Annotated in this window: 13 protein-coding genes and 1 riboswitch; of the genes, 10 read left to right on the top strand and 3 right to left on the bottom strand. The window is 40.4% G+C overall.

Annotated features, from left to right (window positions below; genetic code table 11):
- Positions 1-89: 89 nt before the first annotated feature.
- From aceE to HL290_RS12730, 4 genes are all read left to right on the top strand, one after another.
- Positions 90-2,807: a pyruvate dehydrogenase (acetyl-transferring), homodimeric type gene (gene aceE, locus HL290_RS12745; protein ID WP_004639979.1), complete on the top strand. Its 2,718-nt coding sequence runs from the start codon at positions 90-92 to the stop codon at positions 2,805-2,807.
- Between the two features lie 2 nt (positions 2,808-2,809).
- Positions 2,810-4,783, top strand: a complete 1,974-nt coding sequence (locus HL290_RS12740) for a 2-oxo acid dehydrogenase subunit E2 (RefSeq protein WP_198496656.1) — start codon at positions 2,810-2,812, stop codon at positions 4,781-4,783.
- Between the two features lie 149 nt (positions 4,784-4,932).
- Positions 4,933-5,211 (top strand): hypothetical protein, encoded by a 279-nt coding sequence (locus HL290_RS12735; protein WP_003654079.1) that lies wholly within the window; start codon positions 4,933-4,935, stop codon positions 5,209-5,211.
- A gap of 27 nt (positions 5,212-5,238) precedes the next feature.
- Positions 5,239-5,424: riboswitch (yybP-ykoY riboswitch) on the top strand.
- A 15-nt stretch (positions 5,425-5,439) separates the two neighbouring features.
- Positions 5,440-6,015 carry a TMEM165/GDT1 family protein gene (locus HL290_RS12730; protein WP_198496734.1) on the top strand — a complete coding sequence of 192 codons (576 nt, stop codon included), beginning with the start codon at positions 5,440-5,442 and terminating at the stop codon, positions 6,013-6,015.
- A gap of 59 nt (positions 6,016-6,074) precedes the next feature.
- On the opposite strand, the gene HL290_RS12725 is transcribed toward HL290_RS12730, so the two are convergent.
- Entirely contained in the window at positions 6,075-8,231 is a 2,157-nt protein-coding gene (locus HL290_RS12725) for a TonB-dependent siderophore receptor (protein ID WP_198496655.1), read from the bottom strand.
- A 229-nt stretch (positions 8,232-8,460) separates the two neighbouring features.
- Between HL290_RS12725 and HL290_RS12720 the strand changes: the two genes are divergently transcribed.
- From HL290_RS12720 to recJ, 5 genes are all read left to right on the top strand, one after another.
- Entirely contained in the window at positions 8,461-9,258 is a 798-nt protein-coding gene (locus HL290_RS12720) for an MBL fold metallo-hydrolase (RefSeq protein ID WP_133747331.1), read from the top strand.
- A gap of 203 nt (positions 9,259-9,461) precedes the next feature.
- Positions 9,462-10,928 (top strand): IMP dehydrogenase, encoded by a 1,467-nt coding sequence (gene guaB, locus HL290_RS12715; protein ID WP_003654069.1) that lies wholly within the window; start codon positions 9,462-9,464, stop codon positions 10,926-10,928.
- A gap of 149 nt (positions 10,929-11,077) precedes the next feature.
- Complete coding sequence (gene glmM / locus HL290_RS12710; protein ID WP_198496654.1) at positions 11,078-12,415, top strand: phosphoglucosamine mutase; 1,338 nt, start codon at positions 11,078-11,080, stop codon at positions 12,413-12,415.
- Between the two features lie 10 nt (positions 12,416-12,425).
- On the top strand, positions 12,426-13,082 hold the full coding sequence (gene pdxH / locus HL290_RS12705) for a pyridoxamine 5'-phosphate oxidase (RefSeq protein ID WP_151744165.1): 657 nt from the start codon (positions 12,426-12,428) through the stop codon (positions 13,080-13,082).
- A complete protein-coding gene (gene recJ, locus HL290_RS12700; protein WP_198496653.1) occupies positions 13,083-14,783 on the top strand; it encodes a single-stranded-DNA-specific exonuclease RecJ in 1,701 nt (566 codons plus the stop codon).
- A gap of 48 nt (positions 14,784-14,831) precedes the next feature.
- Here the strand turns inward: recJ and HL290_RS12695 are convergent, their stop codons facing one another.
- Complete coding sequence (locus HL290_RS12695; protein WP_198496652.1) at positions 14,832-15,599, bottom strand: putative porin; 768 nt, start codon at positions 15,597-15,599, stop codon at positions 14,832-14,834.
- Between the two features lie 335 nt (positions 15,600-15,934).
- A complete protein-coding gene (locus HL290_RS12690; RefSeq protein WP_198496651.1) occupies positions 15,935-16,792 on the bottom strand; it encodes a putative porin in 858 nt (285 codons plus the stop codon).
- Positions 16,793-16,999: 207 nt separating this feature from the next.
- Between HL290_RS12690 and prfB the strand changes: the two genes are divergently transcribed.
- Positions 17,000-18,095, top strand: a protein-coding gene (gene prfB / locus HL290_RS12685; protein WP_100222431.1) for a peptide chain release factor 2 whose coding sequence is annotated in 2 segments (ribosomal slippage) — positions 17,000-17,071 and positions 17,073-18,095 — 1,095 coding nt in all. Because the reading frame shifts where the segments join, the coding sequence is not laid out codon by codon here.
- Positions 18,096-18,196: the final 101 nt, after the last annotated feature.

The raw sequence follows: 18,196 nt of genomic DNA, 5'->3' as shown, positions 1-18,196 counted from the left end.
CCCCTCACATTCACCCATGGCAATAACTAGAGAGGGGTAAAACGTGGTAAAAATACAAAGTAGATTAAAGGACAAGGAACAGGTGAATTATGGCGTTTTACGGTGACTCCGATGCACAAGAAACCCAAGAGTGGCAAGATGCATTCGATTCAGTTTTACAACATATGGGAACTGAGCGCGCGGCATTCTTATTGGAAAAACTTTACCAACAAGCAATTGCCAAGCATGTTCCCATTCAACGTCTCAATACACCTTACTTAAATACAATTTCTGTTGAAGAACAACCTGCAATGCCAGGCGACCAAGATATGGAACGCCGTATTCGTGCATTGATTCGTTGGAATGCCTTAGCAATGGTACTTCGTGCGAATAAAACAGGTGATGATTTAGGTGGCCACTTGGCGAGCTTCGCATCAAGTGCAACATTATATGACGTAGGTTTTAACCATTTCTTCCGTGCAAACAGTGATAACTTTGGCGGAGATATGATTTATTACCAAGGACATTGTGCTCCTGGTATTTATGCTCGTTCATTCCTTGAAGGGCGTTTGACTGAAGAACAGTTAAGTAATTTCCGCCGTGAAGTTGGCGGTAACGGTTTACCAAGCTATCCACATCCATATTTAATGCCGGACTATTGGCAATTCCCAACTGTATCAATGGGTCTTGGTCCAATCATGTCGATTTATCAAGCACACATTCAAAAATATTTGATGAATCGTGGCTTGATCAAAGAAGAAAATCGTAAAGTCTGGGCATATCTTGGCGATGGTGAAATGGATGAGCCAGAAAGTACTGGTGCAATTTCACTTGCTGGTCGTGAAAAACTTGATAACCTAATTTGGGTGGTTAACTGTAACTTACAGCGTCTAGATGGCCCTGTACGTGGTAACGGTAAAATCATTCAAGAATTAGAATCTTTATTCCGTGGTGCGGGCTGGCGTGTCATTAAAGTAGTATGGGGTCGTCATTGGGATCCGCTACTTGCAAAAGATAGCACAGGCGCTTTAAAAGCGGTAATGGGCGAAACAGTTGATGGTGAATACCAGCGCTATCAAGTGAAAGGTGGTGCATATACACGTGAGAAATTCTTTGGCAAGTACCCAGAAGCTGCGGAACTTGTAAAAGATTTAAGCGATGAAGACATCGATAATCTCAACCGTGGTGGTCATGACCCGTACAAAGTTTTTGCTGCCTATGCAGAAGCAATGACAGCCAAAGGTCAACCAACAGTTATTCTTGCGAAAACTGTAAAAGGTTACGGTTTGTCTGAAGAAATTGAAGCGGTGAATAAGACTCACCAAATCAAAAAAATGCAAATCGATTCTTTAAAATATGTACGTGACCGTTTCAACCTGCCATTTACAGATGATAAATTAGAAGAGCTTCCATTCTATCGCCCAAGTGAAAACTCTCCTGAAATGAAATATATGAAGGCACGTCGTGAAGCTTTAGGTGGCTATTTACCTGCACGTCGTAAAGAGAGTGAAATTTTAGCGATTCCTGAATTATCTGTATTTGATGCAGTATTAAAAGGTTCTGCAGGCAAAGAACAATCAACTACCATGGTGATGGTGCGTTTAATTGCTTCTTTGCTTAAAGAAAAAGCAATTAAAGACCGCGTAGTGCCAATCGTTCCAGATGAAGCGCGTACTTTTGGTCTAGAAGGTATGTTCCGTCAGCTTGGTATTTATGCCGCTCACGGTCAAAAATATACCCCAGAAGACCAAGAGCAGTTAATGCATTACCGCGAAGCAAGTGACGGTCACATGCTTCAAGAAGGGATTAACGAAGCTGGTGCGATGAGCGCATGGGCTGCGTTGGCAACAAGTTATTCAACGAATAACTTGCCAATGATTCCAATGTACATGTACTACTCAATGTTTGGTTTCCAACGTATTGGTGACATCGCATGGGCTGCTGGTGATGCACAAGCTCAAGGTTTCTTGTTAGGTGCTACTGCTGGTCGTACCACATTGAACGGTGAAGGTTTACAGCACCAAGATGGTCATTCACATATCTTGGCGAACACGATTCCAAACTGTGTATCTTACGATCCATGTTTTGGTTATGAGTTGGCTGTAATCGTACATGATGGTTTACAACGTATGTATGTGAACCAAGAGCGTGTGTTCTATTACCTAACTGTAATGAACGAAAACTACGAGCATCCTGCAATGCCTGAAGGCGCTGAGGAAGGCATTAAACGTGGTATGTACTTGTTCGAAAAAGATGAAAAAGCAACTGTCCAATTGATGGGTTCAGGTGTAATTCTTCGTGAAGTGATCAAAGCTGCGAAAATCTTACGTGATGAATACCAAATCCATTCAAACGTTTGGAGTGTAACAAGCTTCAATGAGTTGTCGCGTGATGGTATGGCGTGTGAAGAATACAACCGTTTACACCCACTTACTGAAGAAGTGAAAGAGTCTTGGGTATCTAAACAATTACGCGGTACAGAAGGTATTGTTGTTTCAGCAACAGATCATATGCGTGCGTATAGCGAACAAATCCGTGCCTATCTTCCAGATGGTCGCCCATTTGTTGCGTTGGGTACAGATGGTTATGGTCGCTCAGATACACGTGCTAACTTACGTAGTTTCTTTGGTGTTGATGCTGCACATATCGTTGTTGCTACTTTGAAGAAATTAGCTGACGAAGGTGAAGTAGATGCACGTTTAGTTAAAGATGCAATTTCTAACTTTGAGTTAGATACTGATCGTCCAGTGGCATGGGCTCCACAAGCACATCCAGAAGTTCAAGCAGTTGCTGAATACCATGAAGCGCAAACAGGTGAGGGGAACTAAGCATGCAAATTAAGACCCCTGATATTGGCGTAGATAAAGCAGTTGTTGCTGAAATTTTGGTAAAAGTTGGCGATAGCATTGCTGAAAATGACAGCCTTGTTTTGCTTGAGTCAGATAAAGCCTCTGTTGAAGTGCCTAGCACTTCAGCAGGTGTAGTGAAAAGCATCTTGATCAAAGAAGGCGATAGCGTAACTGAAGGTACGGTATTGTTTGAACTTGAAGCTGAGGGTGCTGCACCTGTAGCTCAAGCAGAAGAAGTTGCAAAACCTGCACCAGCAGCTGAAAAAGAAGCACCTGCTACAGCTCCACAAGTTGCTGCACAACCAGCAGCTGCAACCACTAGCCAAGTGGTTGAAGTTCAAGTTCCAGATATTGGTGTTGAAAAAGCACTAGTTGGTGAAATTTTAGTAAAAGTTGGCGAGCAAATCGATGTTGAGCAAAGCATCGTTGTTGTTGAATCTGACAAAGCAACTGTAGAAGTGCCAAGCAGTGTTGCTGGTACTGTAGAAAGCATTCAAGTTAAAGAAGGCGATACAGTTAAAGAAGGTGTTGTGCTCATTAAAGTGAAAACAACATCTGCATCAAGTGCGCCAGTTGAAGCTCCTGCTTCTACAGCAGCCCCAGCGGCAGCGCCTGCACCAGTTCAACAAGAAACTGTAGCTGCGGCTGCTACTCAATCTGGTCCAGTTGATATTAACGTTCCTGATCTGGGTGTAGATAAAGCAGTTGTTGCTGAAATTTTGGTACAAGTTGGCGATAAAGTTGATGTAGACCAAAGCCTTGTTGTGGTTGAGTCAGATAAAGCGACTGTTGAAGTTCCAAGTACTGTTGCTGGCGTTGTGAAAGCGATTCACTTGCAAGCAGGCCAACAGGTTTCACAAGGTATATTACTTGCAACAATTGAAGCTGAAGGCCAAGCACCTGCTGCGGCACCAGCGGCAAAAGCAGAAGTAGCTCCAGCTCCACAGGCAGCAGCACCTAAAGCGGCAGCTCCTAGTCCGACTCAGGCTGTATCTGCTCCAGTTTCTGGTAGTGATAAGTTAACGAAAGAGCAGGAAGCTGAAAACGCTAAAGTTTATGCTGGCCCTGCTGTTCGTAAGCTTGCTCGTGAACTTGGTGTGGTTTTATCACAAGTTAAAACTTCTGGTGAACATGGTCGTGTGATTAAAGAAGATATCTTTGCTTATGTGAAGACTCGTTTAACTGCACCACAAGCGGCTCCAGTAGCTGCGGCTGCACCAGCAGTTTCAGGTTTGCCAAAGCTTCCTGACTTCACTGCGTTTGGTGGCGTGGAAGAAAAAGTACTGACGCGTTTGCAGCAAGTATCAATTCCGCAATTGTCATTGAACAACTTTATTCCGCAAGTCACCCAGTTTGATTTGGCTGACATTACTGAGTTAGAAGATTGGCGTAATGAACTGAAAGGCAACTTCAAAAAAGAAGGTATCAGCCTGACGATTATGGCATTCATTATCAAAGCGGTTGCGTATTTGTTGAAAGAAGAGCGTGAGTTCGCAGGTCATCTATCTGATGACGGTAAATCAGTGCTCTTGCGCAATGAAATCCATATGGGAATTGCGGTAGCAACACCTGATGGTTTAACTGTGCCAGTACTTCGTAACCCAGACCAAAAATCAATTAAGCAAATTGCAGTTGAATTGGGTGTGTTAGGCCAAAAAGCACGTGATAAGAAATTAACACCGAAAGACTTGCAAGGTGCGAATTTCACCATTTCAAGTTTAGGCGCAATTGGTGGTACAGCATTTACACCACTTGTAAACTGGCCGCAAGTTGCGATTTTGGGTATTTCACCTGCAACGATGCAACCGGTTTGGAATGGTAAAGACTTTGACCCACGCTTAATGTTGCCGCTGTCGTTGTCTTATGATCACCGTGTAATTAATGGTGCAGATGCTGCTCGCTTTACCAATAAACTTACGAAACTTCTTAAAGATATTCGTACTTTATTAATCTAATATTTTGAAATGCATCATTAAAACCTCGCTTCGGCGGGGTTTTTATTTTGATATTTAATTTAATTGGTTTTAGGTTAATCTAAAGATTAGATATGAATTATCGAGAGAGAGGAGAAATTTCTCGTTATTAGGTAAAGGAGAAATAATAAATGGCGGGTTTTTTAAAAATCATGGTACCAATCCTATTGATTGTATTTTTATTAATGGGGGTATGGGTCAGTGTTTTACACTTTCCTTGGGAATGGATGACTTACGTTGCAATGGGGTTGGAAGTATTTGTAGCAATGCTTATTTTGCCGTTTGAATTTCAGTCACAGCACATAGCAGGCATTAACAATTTGGGGTTTATTAACTTAAGTATTTGTTTAGCCTTACTATTGGGCTTAGGTCGGCTGTTGGTGTGGGCATGGATAAAATTTTTTGTTTGAAAAATAGAACTGCTCGAATATAATAAGCACTACTTCATTGGGGAGTAGCCGCTATTCATTTCTGAATGAATAGGTGATGATCAACATAATTGTTCAACAGAACATGGTCATCATAGCTTAAACGTCTCATCGTTTCCGAGTTGGCAAGACCTTTGATTTACCACTCTGCAGATATTTGGCTAGCAGGAGGGGTAGGTCATGGGCATTTATGCTAGCCAGAGAAACGACATGCAAGAATTTCTGATTTCTACCTCAATTGTTGCCCTAGCTGAAATGGGCGATAAAACTCAATTACTCGCCCTTTTATTGTCTGCACGTTTCCGTAAGCCAATCCCTATTCTCATTGCAATTCTGTTAGCAACTTTAATTAACCATGGTATCTCTGCTGTGCTTGGACAGTGGATTACTACTGTCTTGAGCCCTGAAACCTTAGTTTGGGTTCTTGCGGGTGGTTTTATTGGTATGGCGTTCTGGATGCTTATTCCAGATAAGTTAGATGATGAAACAGATAGCATTAATAGATGGCAAAAATTTGGTGTTTTTGGCGCAACCTTTATCTTGTTTTTCTTGGCTGAAATTGGCGATAAAACGCAGATTGCAACAGTGGCCTTAGCTGCTCGTTACGACAGTATTTTCTGGGTTATGCTGGGTACAACTCTAGGTATGATGATTGCCAATGCACCAGCTGTATTTATTGGTAATAAATTAGCTGAACGTTTATCTATCTCACTCATTCATAAAATTGGTGCTGCTATTTTCTTAATTGTAGGGATCTCTACTTTAGTGCAGCATTATTTCTTCTAAAACATTTAAAACTGCCATAAAAAACGCACTCAATTCGAGTGCGTTTTTTTGTAGGTCGTTTAGTAGTTAAATTTCACTGTAAAGTTAATTTGGCGTGGGTTGCCGAGCGTCACTAAATTCTCATTCAGCGCACCTGCATAGTAATCTTTATCAAATAGATTGCGGATAGCAAGTTGAGCGCCCCAATGCCCAGCGTCATAGCCAGCTTCAGTGTCAAAGACTGTATAGCCTGGAACATGAACATCTAAGCCATCGACAGTTTTATACGTTTCACCGCGGAACCCGCCGCCTACATACCAACCAAGTTTTGATGCAGGGTCAAATTTATAGCGTGCTGACAAGCTATATGCATGCTCAGGAATATTGTCGAGTGCTTTTCCTACATTACTCGTGTTTGCGTCTTTGCTAATTTCTGCATCAATTGTGTAGGTATATGCAGCTGTTAATTTTAAGCCTTCTAAAATTTCTGCGCTGAGTTCGGTTTCAATACCACGTGTTAACTGTTCGCCACGCTGAACTTTCTCACTCGTATTGATTAAATCATTGACTACAACATTCTGACGTTTTAAATCATACCAAGCGATAGCGCCTTGAATTCGTTGATCAGGACTTTGTAATTTCATTCCAACTTCAACCTGTTTCCCTTCTTCAGGTTTGAACGGATTGTTATTTACATCAGTACCACTGTTAGGTGTAAATGAAGTGGCATAGCTAACATAAGGAGCCACAATGTCATTAAGGGTATACATGACAGAGGCGCTACCCGTAAATGCATTGTCTGATTGTTTAGTCGCATTACTTGTAACTAAACTTGTGCTTTGGGTTTGTGCCCAGTCTTGGCGTCCAGACAAGCTTAAAAGCCATTGATCATTGAGTTGAATACGGTCACGAATATATAAGCCTACGTATTTTAAGCGGTTAATATCGTGGTTGCTGACAGGATCGGAACAAGTAACAGTTTGCCCATATACAGGAGCATATATGTTTAAATCACCTACATTACAACGGTTATTGGTGTAATCACTTTTTTCTTGGAAGGCATCTACACCTATATTGAAATCATGTTGCATACCATATAAATCAAACTGTTTATTTAAACGGTTATCGATGGCAAAACTTAAGTTATCAATAATTTGGTGGCGGCTGTTATTTTTACGGCTTATGGTGGTGTAGTTTTTATCTGCCCAAAAGTTACTACCTGTACGAGCAAAAACCGCTTTACCATCCATTTCAGTTTTTTGTACAGCAAAATTCTGGTTAAAGTTCCAGCCATTGTCAAAGGCATGTTTAAACGTATAACCAGTACGGTAAACATCTGCTTCATATTTACCAAAATTAGGGTCGCCAATATATAAACTTCGGTCTATAGCGCCGTTAGGGTTATCTTTTAAAGTACCAATGACAGGTAGACCTTGCTGACGAATATATTCGCGATGTTGATAACTTGCGATGACAGAAAGGTCGGTGTTATCCCCTAAATCAAAGTTGTAAGAAGGGGAAATATAGTAATTTTTAAAATATACATAATCTGTCGGGTCATCTTGGTCAGAGATACGACCATTTAAACGGAAAGCACCTTTTTCACTATTATTAGGACTATAGTTTAAATCGAATGTGCCTTCTTTAAGGCTGTAACTGCCATAAGTCATGCTAGCGCGTGCAAAATTTTCTGCTTGAGGGCGTTTAGTGACTAAATTCACCATGCCGCCTGGAGCAACCAAACCAAAATTAATAGATGCAGGGCCTTTTAAAACTTGTACCTGATCCATACCTGATATTTCAGCTGCGACAGATGGAGTTGGTGAGCTTTGACCGACTCTTAAGCCATCTACATAAACTGAATCAGAAGATGTCTGCCCTCGAATAACGAAATCATCCCAACCACGGCGACCAAGTTTCCCAGCTTCTACTCCTGCAACACCTTCAAGTGCCTCTGCAAGTGTCTTTGCTTGTTTCTGATCGAGCTGTTCACGTGTTACTACCGAAACCGATTGAGCAGTTTTAAACAAGGGCGCATCTGATTTTAAGGCAGAGGTTGCTTTCGTTGCGACATACGGGGAGGTGGTTTCTTTTTGCGCCTGAATAGAAATTGTGGGTAGCACACTGGTCGAATTTTTTTGTTCTGCTGTTTCATAAGCATGACTTGCTGTCATCGAACTAAAAATAGCAACTGCTAACAATGTTTTGGAGCTTGAAAAATAAGGTGCTTGGTTCATGGGAGGCCTAGACAGCGCAAAAGACAAAAAACTGATAATGAGAATTATTTTAATTTATTGTGAGGTAATTTTAAATAACATTATGATTCATTTATAAAATAAGAAAAGCAAAAGCTATTTTAAAATATTATGAGAAAAATAAAGCAATTCATTGCAAGAATTATCGAATCCCTTTATTTTAGTATGGATATAAAAATATCTAATATTTAAAGTTTTTTTGGGGAATTGTATGGGGTTTGAAAAAACAACATCGCAGATATTATTTGATAATGGCGTACATAAATGTATTAGTTTTACCAGTTTGGTCAAAGGGGAAGGCATACAAGCCAATCAATTTTTAATTATTGATCATGAACGAGCTGCGGTGATCGACCCAGGTGGCGATTTGACCTATGTTCCGTTGACCATGGAATTAAATAAATATACGCGATTGAAAAATCTGGATTATGTGATGGCTTCTCATCAGGATCCAGACATTATTACTTCAATGCCGCGCTGGTTGGTCTATACCGATGCCAAAGTGGTCGCTTCTAAGTTATGGGCACGATTTTTACCGCACCTCAATTCTGCATTCATGAGTGAACGCATGAAAGGGAATTGGGAAGATCGCCTTATTGAACTACCAGATCGTGGTCAAGTGATTCAATTAGGAGAATCAAAGCTTGTGGTGGTTCCAGCCCATTTTCTACATTCGGTGGGTAATTTTCAGTTCTATGATCCAGTCGCGAAAATTTTGTTTTCTGGCGATATGGGTGCCTCGATTGTTGAGGATGCTAGTCAACCTTTAACAGATTTCGATACGCATGTTATGAAAATGAAAGCTTTTCACCAACGCTATATGTGTTCAAATAAGGTCATTCGTTTATGGGTCAACATGGTCCGTCAGATGGATATTGAAATGATTGTTCCACAGCATGGCAGCCCATTTATTGGTAAAGAAATGATTAATCAGTTTTTAGACTGGATTGAAACTTTACCTTGTGGTGTCGATTTAATGTCAGAGCAAATTTTTAGTTGCCCTGCATAAATCTAAATATTATTTCTAATAATTAACCCAGATGAAGTTCTGGGTTATAAAAAGATAAGAGCTAGAAAATAGAGCTAAAAGTATAATTAAGTGGGAATTATTCAGAGTAGGCCGATATCTATTGCTGAAAAAGGCAAAGATAATATGAAAATTGCATTGAAATTTGTTTATAATAGCTCACGGAATTTACCAGTGAGATTGTTATGCTGACCATCGTTCAAGAAGCGCTAACCTTCGATGATGTCTTATTACTTCCTGCCTACTCTACTGTTCTCCCAAAAGATGTCTCTCTAAAGACACGTTTAACTCGCGGCATTCATTTAAATATCCCATTAGTTTCTGCTGCAATGGATACAGTGACTGAGTCACGTATGGCGATTGCGATGTCACAAAATGGCGGTATCGGGATTTTGCACAAAAACATGGATATTGCTGCTCAAGCTGCAGAAGTACGCCGTGTAAAGAAATTCGAAGCGGGTATGGTGAAAGACCCTATCACTGTAACGCCTGAAACTACAGTACGTGAACTGATTGCAATTACTACCGCTAATAACATTAGCGGTGTACCTGTTGTTAAAGACGGCAAGGTTGTTGGTATTGTGACAGGCCGTGATACACGTTTTGAAACCAATTTAGAACAACCAGTTAGCAACATCATGACAGGCCAAGATCGTTTGGTGACTGTGCGTGAAGGTGAGTCTAAAGAAAATATTCAAGCATTATTGCAAAAACATCGTATCGAAAAAGTCTTGGTCGTTGGCGAGAGCAATGAACTTAAAGGCTTAATTACAGTGACTGACTTCCGTAAAGCTGAGAGTTATCCAAACAGTTGTAAAGATGATCTTGGTCGTTTACGTGTTGGTGCTGCGGTAGGTACAGGTGCTGATACACCAAGTCGTGTAGAAGCATTGGTTGAAGCCGGTGTTGACGTAATTGTTGTTGATACAGCACATGGTCATTCAGCTGGTGTAATTGAACGTGTACGTTGGGTGAAACAAAACTTCCCTCAAGTACAAGTAATTGGCGGAAACATCGCAACTGGTGATGCTGCATTAGCATTATTAGATGCAGGTGCAGATGCAGTCAAAGTGGGTATTGGTCCTGGTTCTATCTGTACGACACGTATTGTGGCAGGTATTGGTATGCCACAAATTTCTGCGATTGACAGCGTTGCTAATGCATTGAAAGATCAAATTCCTTTAATTGCAGATGGCGGTATCCGCTTCTCTGGCGATATGGCAAAAGCGATCGGTGCGGGCGCAAGTACAATCATGGTTGGTTCACTTTTAGCTGGTACTGAAGAAGCGCCTGGCGAAGTTGAATTTTTCCAAGGTCGTTACTACAAAGCATATCGTGGTATGGGTTCATTAGGTGCAATGGCGGGAGCAACCGGTTCTGCTGACCGTTATTTCCAAGACTCAAAAGCGGGTGCTGAGAAGTTAGTACCAGAAGGCATTGAAGGCCGTGTTCCATATAAAGGCCCAATGGGCAACATCGTTCATCAAATGATGGGTGGTTTACGTTCATCGATGGGTTATACAGGTTCATCTGTGATTGAAGATCTTCGCCAAAATGCGAAATTTGTGAAAATTACTTCAGCAGGTATGTCTGAGTCACATGTTCATGATGTTACGATCACTAAAGAAGCTCCAAACTATCGTGTTGGTTAGATTTTGGTAACCAAAACAATGAAGAAAGCCGTCATTACACTGACGGCTTTTTGTTTTTGGTGTAAAGTAAATCTAACGAAAAGAAATATGGCGGAATTGCCATATATGAAGTGAGCCACCGCTGAAGTGGCGTAAGAATGAGATAAGCTATGAGTTATTTTGGAACGGATGGTATTCGTGGAAAATTTGGGCAAATGCCTATTACTCCAGAGTTTGCTTTAAAACTCGGTTTTGCTGCAGGGAAGGTATTAAAACGAACGAGTCCAAAAAATAAACCGCTCGTTGTATTAGGAAAAGACACACGTTTATCTGGTTATATTTTAGAATCTGCTTTACAGGCAGGCTTAAATGCTGCTGGCGTATATGTTCATTTACTTGGTCCATTACCAACGCCAGCAATTGCACACCTTACTCGTGCTTTGCATGCACATGCAGGTATTGTTATTTCTGCATCACATAATCCATATTATGATAATGGGATTAAATTCTTCTCAAGTGAAGGCAAAAAATTACCTGATTCATTACAAGAAGAAATTAACCTTGAATTAGAAAAAGACTTATTCATTGAGGACACTGCAAACTTAGGTAAAAGTGTTCGTGTAAATGATGCAAACGGTCGTTATATCGAATTTTGTAAATCTACTTTCCCTTACCACTTTGATTTAAATAATTTAAAGATTGTGTTGGACTGTGCTCATGGTGCTGCATATAGCGTTGGCCCTTCAGTTTTCCGTGAGCTAGGGGCAAAAGTTATTGCTTTATATAATGAACCAGATGGCTTAAATATTAATGAAAGCTGTGGTTCAACACATCCTGAACACTTGCAAAAAGCAGTGGTTGAGCAGCAAGCAGATTTAGGCATTGCCTTTGATGGTGATGCTGACCGTGTTGTGATGGTTGATAAGTTTGGTAACTTAATTGATGGCGACCATATCCTATATATCTTGGCGACTCAGGCGCAAAATAAGCCAGCTGGTATTGTTGGTACTGTCATGAGTAATATGGCACTTGAAGTTGCACTTGAAAAAGCAAATGTTAATTTTGTTCGTGCAAAAGTTGGTGACCGTTATGTATTACAGGCTTTAGAAGAAAATGGTTGGGTGACAGGTGGCGAACCTTCTGGTCATATTCTAACTCTAGACAAGAGTACGACTGGTGATGCCATTATCGCTGCACTTCAAGTTTTAACTGTGATGGTCGAGCAAAATAAGGCTCTTCATGAATTGGTTCAAGACTTTAAACTATTCCCACAAGTTCTTTTAAATGTACGTTTAGAACAAATGCTTGATCCATATTCTATTCCAGCATTGGTTACTGAATTTGATAAAGCAGAAGCACAGCTTAAAGGCCGTGGACGTATCTTAATTCGTAAGTCAGGAACAGAGCCTGTGATTCGTGTCATGGTTGAAGGTGACGATGAGCACGAAGTGAACGCTTTAGCTCAGCATTTAGCAGATTCAGTTCGTTCACAAGCACAAGTCGCATAAGGTACATGACATGAGTGATGTCATTAAAGATTTAAGTGAATTACGCTTGAGCTATGAGCAAGGCGAGTTGTATGAGGGGCAGGTTGAATCAAACCCTCATCAGCAGTTTCTTGGTTGGTTTAACCATGCTCTAGCTGCCAATTTGCATGAACCTTATGCCATGTCGTTAGCAACAGCGGGTGCTAATGGCAGACCACATGTTCGAACAGTTTTGTTGCGCGGTGCTACAGAAGCTGGCTATGATTTTTATACTAACTATGATAGTCAGAAAGGTATAGATTTGGCAGAAAATCCATATGCTGAATTATTATTTTACTGGCCGAGTCTAGAGCGTCAGGTGAGAGTTGGTGGTCATGTAGTAAAAATCTCTGAACAGGAATCTACAGATTACTATCGTAAACGACCACGTGATAGCCAGATTGCAGCGCATATCAGTACTCCACAAAGTGGCAAAATTGAAAGCCGAGAGCTGTTACAGCAGCGCTTTCAAGACTTACAACAGCAAGTCGAAAGTCGTGAAGTGCTTGATAAGCCAGAGTTCTGGGGAGGCTATCGTCTGCAACCGGATTATTATGAATTCTGGCAAGGGCGACCAAATCGTTTACATGACCGCTTGAGTTATGAAAAAATTGACGGTCAATGGATGCTACACCGGCTGATGCCTTAAATGACAAAAATACAAATCAAACAAAGACCTTTATTGACACGCCCTGAACAGTTTCAGGGCGTGCCGCCGTTTATTGCCGAGATTTTGGCAAGACGTGGAGTTCAATCTGAACAGGAATTAGAGCTCAAGCTTAAGAATTTACTTGCTCCAGAGCTCAAAGGTCTAGAAACCGCTGTAGCATTAATGGATCAAGCCATTGATGAGCAGAAAAAGATTGTTATTGTTGGGGATTATGATGCTGATGGAGCAACCAGCACCGCGTTAATGGTATTGGTGCTTCGCGATATGGGGGCACAAGTCGATTATTTGGTTCCCGATCGGTTTAAGTACGGTTATGGGCTTACGCCTGCAATTGCAGAGCTTGCTCATCAAACTTATCAACCAGATCTATTAATTACTGTCGATAATGGAATTTCCAGCCATGCAGGTGTGGAAACTGCTCAGGCCTTGGATATGCAGGTCATTATTACCGACCACCATTTAACAACTAAAGAAACACCTCCAGCACAAGCAGTTGTTAACCCAAATCAGTTAGGTTGTGATTTCCCAAGTAAAGCGCTTGCAGGTGTTGGCGTTGCATTTTATGTGCTGGCGAATTTGGCAAGTTTACGTAACAAGCAAGGCAAAAGTACAAGTAAAGTCACTCAATATCTAGATTTAGTGGCTTTGGGAACTTATGCCGATGTTGCTGTATTAGATTATAACAACCGTATATTGGTGGATGCAGGTGTAAAGCGAATCCAACAACACCAATGCCGAGTTGGAATTTTAGCGCTATTGGATATTGCTCGTAGAGAGGCGAGTTCATTACGTGCACAAGATCTAGGATTTGTTATAGGACCCCGTATTAATGCTGCTGGACGTATGGAAAGCATGCGTATTGGGATTGAATGTTTACTTGCAGAGAATATGGAAACTGCCTATCCAATTGCTCAGCAATTAAATCAACTCAATATAGAGCGGCGCCAGATAGAAGGGGAGATGAAGCAACAAGCTTTGTCTGCTTTAGATAGTTTGCAACTCTCAAAAGAAGATATTCCACAAGCCCTTGTACTCTTTGAAGAGAGTTGGCATCAAGGTGTGATTGGGATTGTAGCAGGGCGTTTAAAAGAACAGTTCCATCGCCCAACTATTGTTTTTGCACCAGATGAAGATGGTATCCATATTAAAGGCTCTGCGCGTTCAATTGATGGCGTGCATATTCGAGATACAATTGAACAAGTTGCTGAACAACATCCAGAATTGGTGAGTCATTTTGGTGGACATGCAGCAGCAGCTGGCTTAACGATTCGAAAAGAAAACTTTGATGCTTTTAAAACTGTTTTTACTGGCTGTGTTGCAGCCATGGAAGAATCTCTATTCCAAGCAACACTATGGACGGATGGAGAGTTACCAGCTTCTGCTTTGCAACTAGACACATTGGACTGGATAGAGCAGCTTGGACCATGGGGGCAAAAATTCCCTTTTCCGCAGTTTGAAGGACATTTTAAAGTTGTCGATTATCGCTGGCTTAAAGAAACACATCTAAAACTTAGATTAGCCCTAGATCAATATACGTTTGATGCGATTGCATTTAATGCAGCTGGTCGTTTTGAATTTAATCCTATGCGAGATGAAGTTCATTTAGTATATGAAATGGATCGTAATGCATTTAATGGCAATGTAAATTTGCAATTGCGTATTGTGCATTTAAACCAATAAAAAAATCCGCTCATTAGAGCGGATTTTTTTATGTGCTTTTAAGCGATATTAGAAGCGGTATCCTGCACGAACACCATAAGTGTTGTCGTTGTCACCGAAACCAATACGACCTTCAAGACTTACTTGTTGATTTAAGAATTTTTTAGCATTAATACCAAATTCATCTTTATCAGTTAAGTCGTTATTGTAGTAATCCACACCAAGACTTAAAGTTTTATCGATGTAGTAGTCACCACGAACTTTATATTCGTCAAGGTCACCAAACGCACCAAACGCTTCAAGGTTTACGTCATGTTGACCTACTTGAGTTACGTATTTAGCACGAACTGTTGGATCAGCGCCATCTTTACCGTCTTTTTCGTCGTAACCTTTAACACCTAGAGCAAGTAATAAACCAGGAGCTGGTAAATAACCTACTTCAGCAGCATAAGTCGTAACTTTCTGGTCGTAATTAGTGTTGTCAATTTCACTCTCATTTCGACCTACATCACCGCTAAGGTAGAAATCTGAGTTAGGAACGTAGTATTCAACGCCTACGCCATACTGAGTATCTTTTGTACCGCTGTTATCGCCATAGTTGATAAGTGCGTTAACATTACTTGCACGGCTTAAAAAAGCTGCTTCTGCAAGTGGAGCGTTACGAGTTTGAACAGGATTAAAGTAATAAGTCCCGTCAACACCGAATTTGCTTACACTGCTGCCGTCATCTGGATCAAGATAATTGTAAGAACCACCAACTTCAGCTTGGTAAGCGTTTGCTGCGCCACTTACTGCCAGTGCAGATAAAAGAGCTGATGCAATTGCTAGTTTTTTCATGGAATCTCTCCCCTCTAAAAAGCGATTTTATAAATGTTTTGTTACAACTTTTAGTCTAGACCAAAATGCTTATGCGTCAATCTTGCTCAAGTAACCATACTGTAACTATGTGTTTTTTATGTAAACTTGATCTATTTAAATTATTGATTATTAAATAAAAGTTAATAATGTTTTATTTTATTAAAATTGAGGAGATTTTGTGTAGATCATAAAAATTGCTGTAAAAATACCCAATTTTGTATGAGGATGTTACTGGTTAAACTTAAAATGAACTGAAAAATGCCCAAGGAAAATTCCCTTGAGCATTCATATTTTTAATAATAAATACTTATGGATTAGAAGCGGAATGTTCCATTAATACCAAAAGAGTTAGCATCATCAACAGTTGTATAAGTTAAACCTACTGCTACTTGAGGTGTGAAGAATTTCTGTGCGCGGACACTAAAAATTGCATCAGAATCTTCTGCTGTTGAATCTGCAAAAGATGCTCCAATACTTAAAGTAGGATCAAGATAAAGATCTGCACCTAAGCGATAAGTTGTTTCGTCACCAATATAAGTTTGTCCTTCAAAATTAGTATAAAAACCTGAAATTTGAGTAACGTATTTGGCACGTAAAGTTACTGCTGTATCATCATCTTCACCAGTTACAGCTGTAGCATTTGTGACTGAAGTAATAAAGCCATACTTAGCTGCTTGTATTGGATCAAAGCTTTCAGATATATCTGTTACACCAGCGGCCAACAATAAGCCATCTGTTGGTAGGAAACCGACCTCTACAGCATAACCATTACCGCTATCATCAACCGAACCAAAATCATTTGCAGTGACTTCGGTTTTTGTACGGTTAAATGCTCCTGATAAATAGAGTGTGGTATTTGGAATAAAGTATTCACCTGTAATGCCTACAGAACTAAATTCGAGTTTCCCAGAATCTTCATCATCTTCTAGTTTGCTATATGCATATCCTAGTCCAATATTTGAAGATTTATTTAAAAAAGCAGCTTCAGCTAAAGGGAAAGTTTTTGCTTCTACTGGATTAAAATAATATTTGCCGTTAATACCGAAGCTATTATTTTCTCCCTCATCCATATCTGTAAATTCGTACATTGTACCAACTTCAGTTTGATAGGCATTTGCATTGAAAGCACATGTAGCAGTAAGGATTGCGAATAAAATATTTGATTTTTTCATGAGAAAAACTCTAGTAATGAATGTTATAAAGTTATTAAGATTTTAAGTTACTAATTTTAATATGTTTTTATAATATTAATCAATATTATTATATTTGTTTATCACGATTAAAATAATAAAAAACAATAAGTTTTAGTCCTTTTGTTTGAAAATGGGAAGCTATGCTAAAATAATCGACTGTTTATCTGCTTTTATGGGAACACTCGCGTGGAAATTAATCCTTATCTAAACCAATTGAAAGACTTAACTGATCGTAGCCAAACACTACGGGGGTATCTTTGACTACGATCTGAAAAAAGAACGTTTAGAAGAAGTTTTACGTGAGTTAGAAGACCCTGCGATTTGGAATGACCAAAGCCGTGCTCAGGCAATGGCGAAAGAAAAGGGCGAACTAGAAAACGTTATTAATGTGTTGGATGGCTTGTCAACACAACTTGAAGATGCAAAAGCAATGCTAGATTTGGCCGTAGAAGCCGACGATGAAAGCCTACTGGAAGATGTTCAGTCTGAGCTTGGCGCTGCCGAAGATGAACTGGCTAAACTTGAATTCCGTCGTATGTTTAGCAACCCGATGGACCCGAATCCTTGCTATGTCGAGATTCAATCAGGTTCGGGCGGTACTGAAGCACAAGACTGGGCATCTATGCTATTACGTATGTATATGCGCTGGATTGAACGTCATGGTTTCAAAGCTGAACTCATGGAAGTATCTGATGGCGATGTGGCGGGCATTAAGTCTGCAACGATTCGTGTTGAAGGTGAATATGCCTATGGCTGGTTACGTACCGAATCAGGTGTACACCGTTTAGTTCGTAAATCACCATTTGACAGTGGTAACCGTCGTCATACCTCATTCTCTGCGGTGTTTATTTCCCCAGAAGTTGATGACAATATTGAAATTGATATTAATCCTTCTGATGTTCGTACCGATACTTACCGCGCATCTGGTGCAGGTGGTCAGCATATTAACAAAACCGATTCGGCAGTTCGTTTGACTCACACTCCAACAGGTATTGTGGTGGCGTGTCAGAACCAACGTTCACAACATGCTAACCGTGACCATGCATGGAAACAGTTACGTGCGAAACTGTATGAGTTGGAAATGCAAAAACGTAATGAAGCGGCTCAAGCCTTAGAAGACTCAAAGTCTGATATTGGTTGGGGAAGCCAGATTCGTTCGTATGTATTAGATGATTCGCGTATTAAAGACTTACGTACGGGCGTTGAAAACTCTAATACGGGTGCTGTTCTTGATGGTGACCTTGATCGCTTTATTGAGGCGAGCTTAAAACAAGGTTTATAAGAGTCTGCTGAACTTTTAGTTTAAATACAGTTCATCTATGAATATGTAGAACTCTTGGATTTTTAGCGATTAAAACGGCAAAGCAGTTCAGCCTTTAAATG

The organism is Acinetobacter sp. AC1-2, assembly GCF_016124155.1.
Taxonomy (GTDB): Bacteria; Pseudomonadota; Gammaproteobacteria; order Pseudomonadales; family Moraxellaceae; genus Acinetobacter; species Acinetobacter calcoaceticus.
The sequence above is the reverse complement of the archived record's forward strand: the minus strand, read 5'-3'. Positions and strand labels throughout refer to the sequence as shown.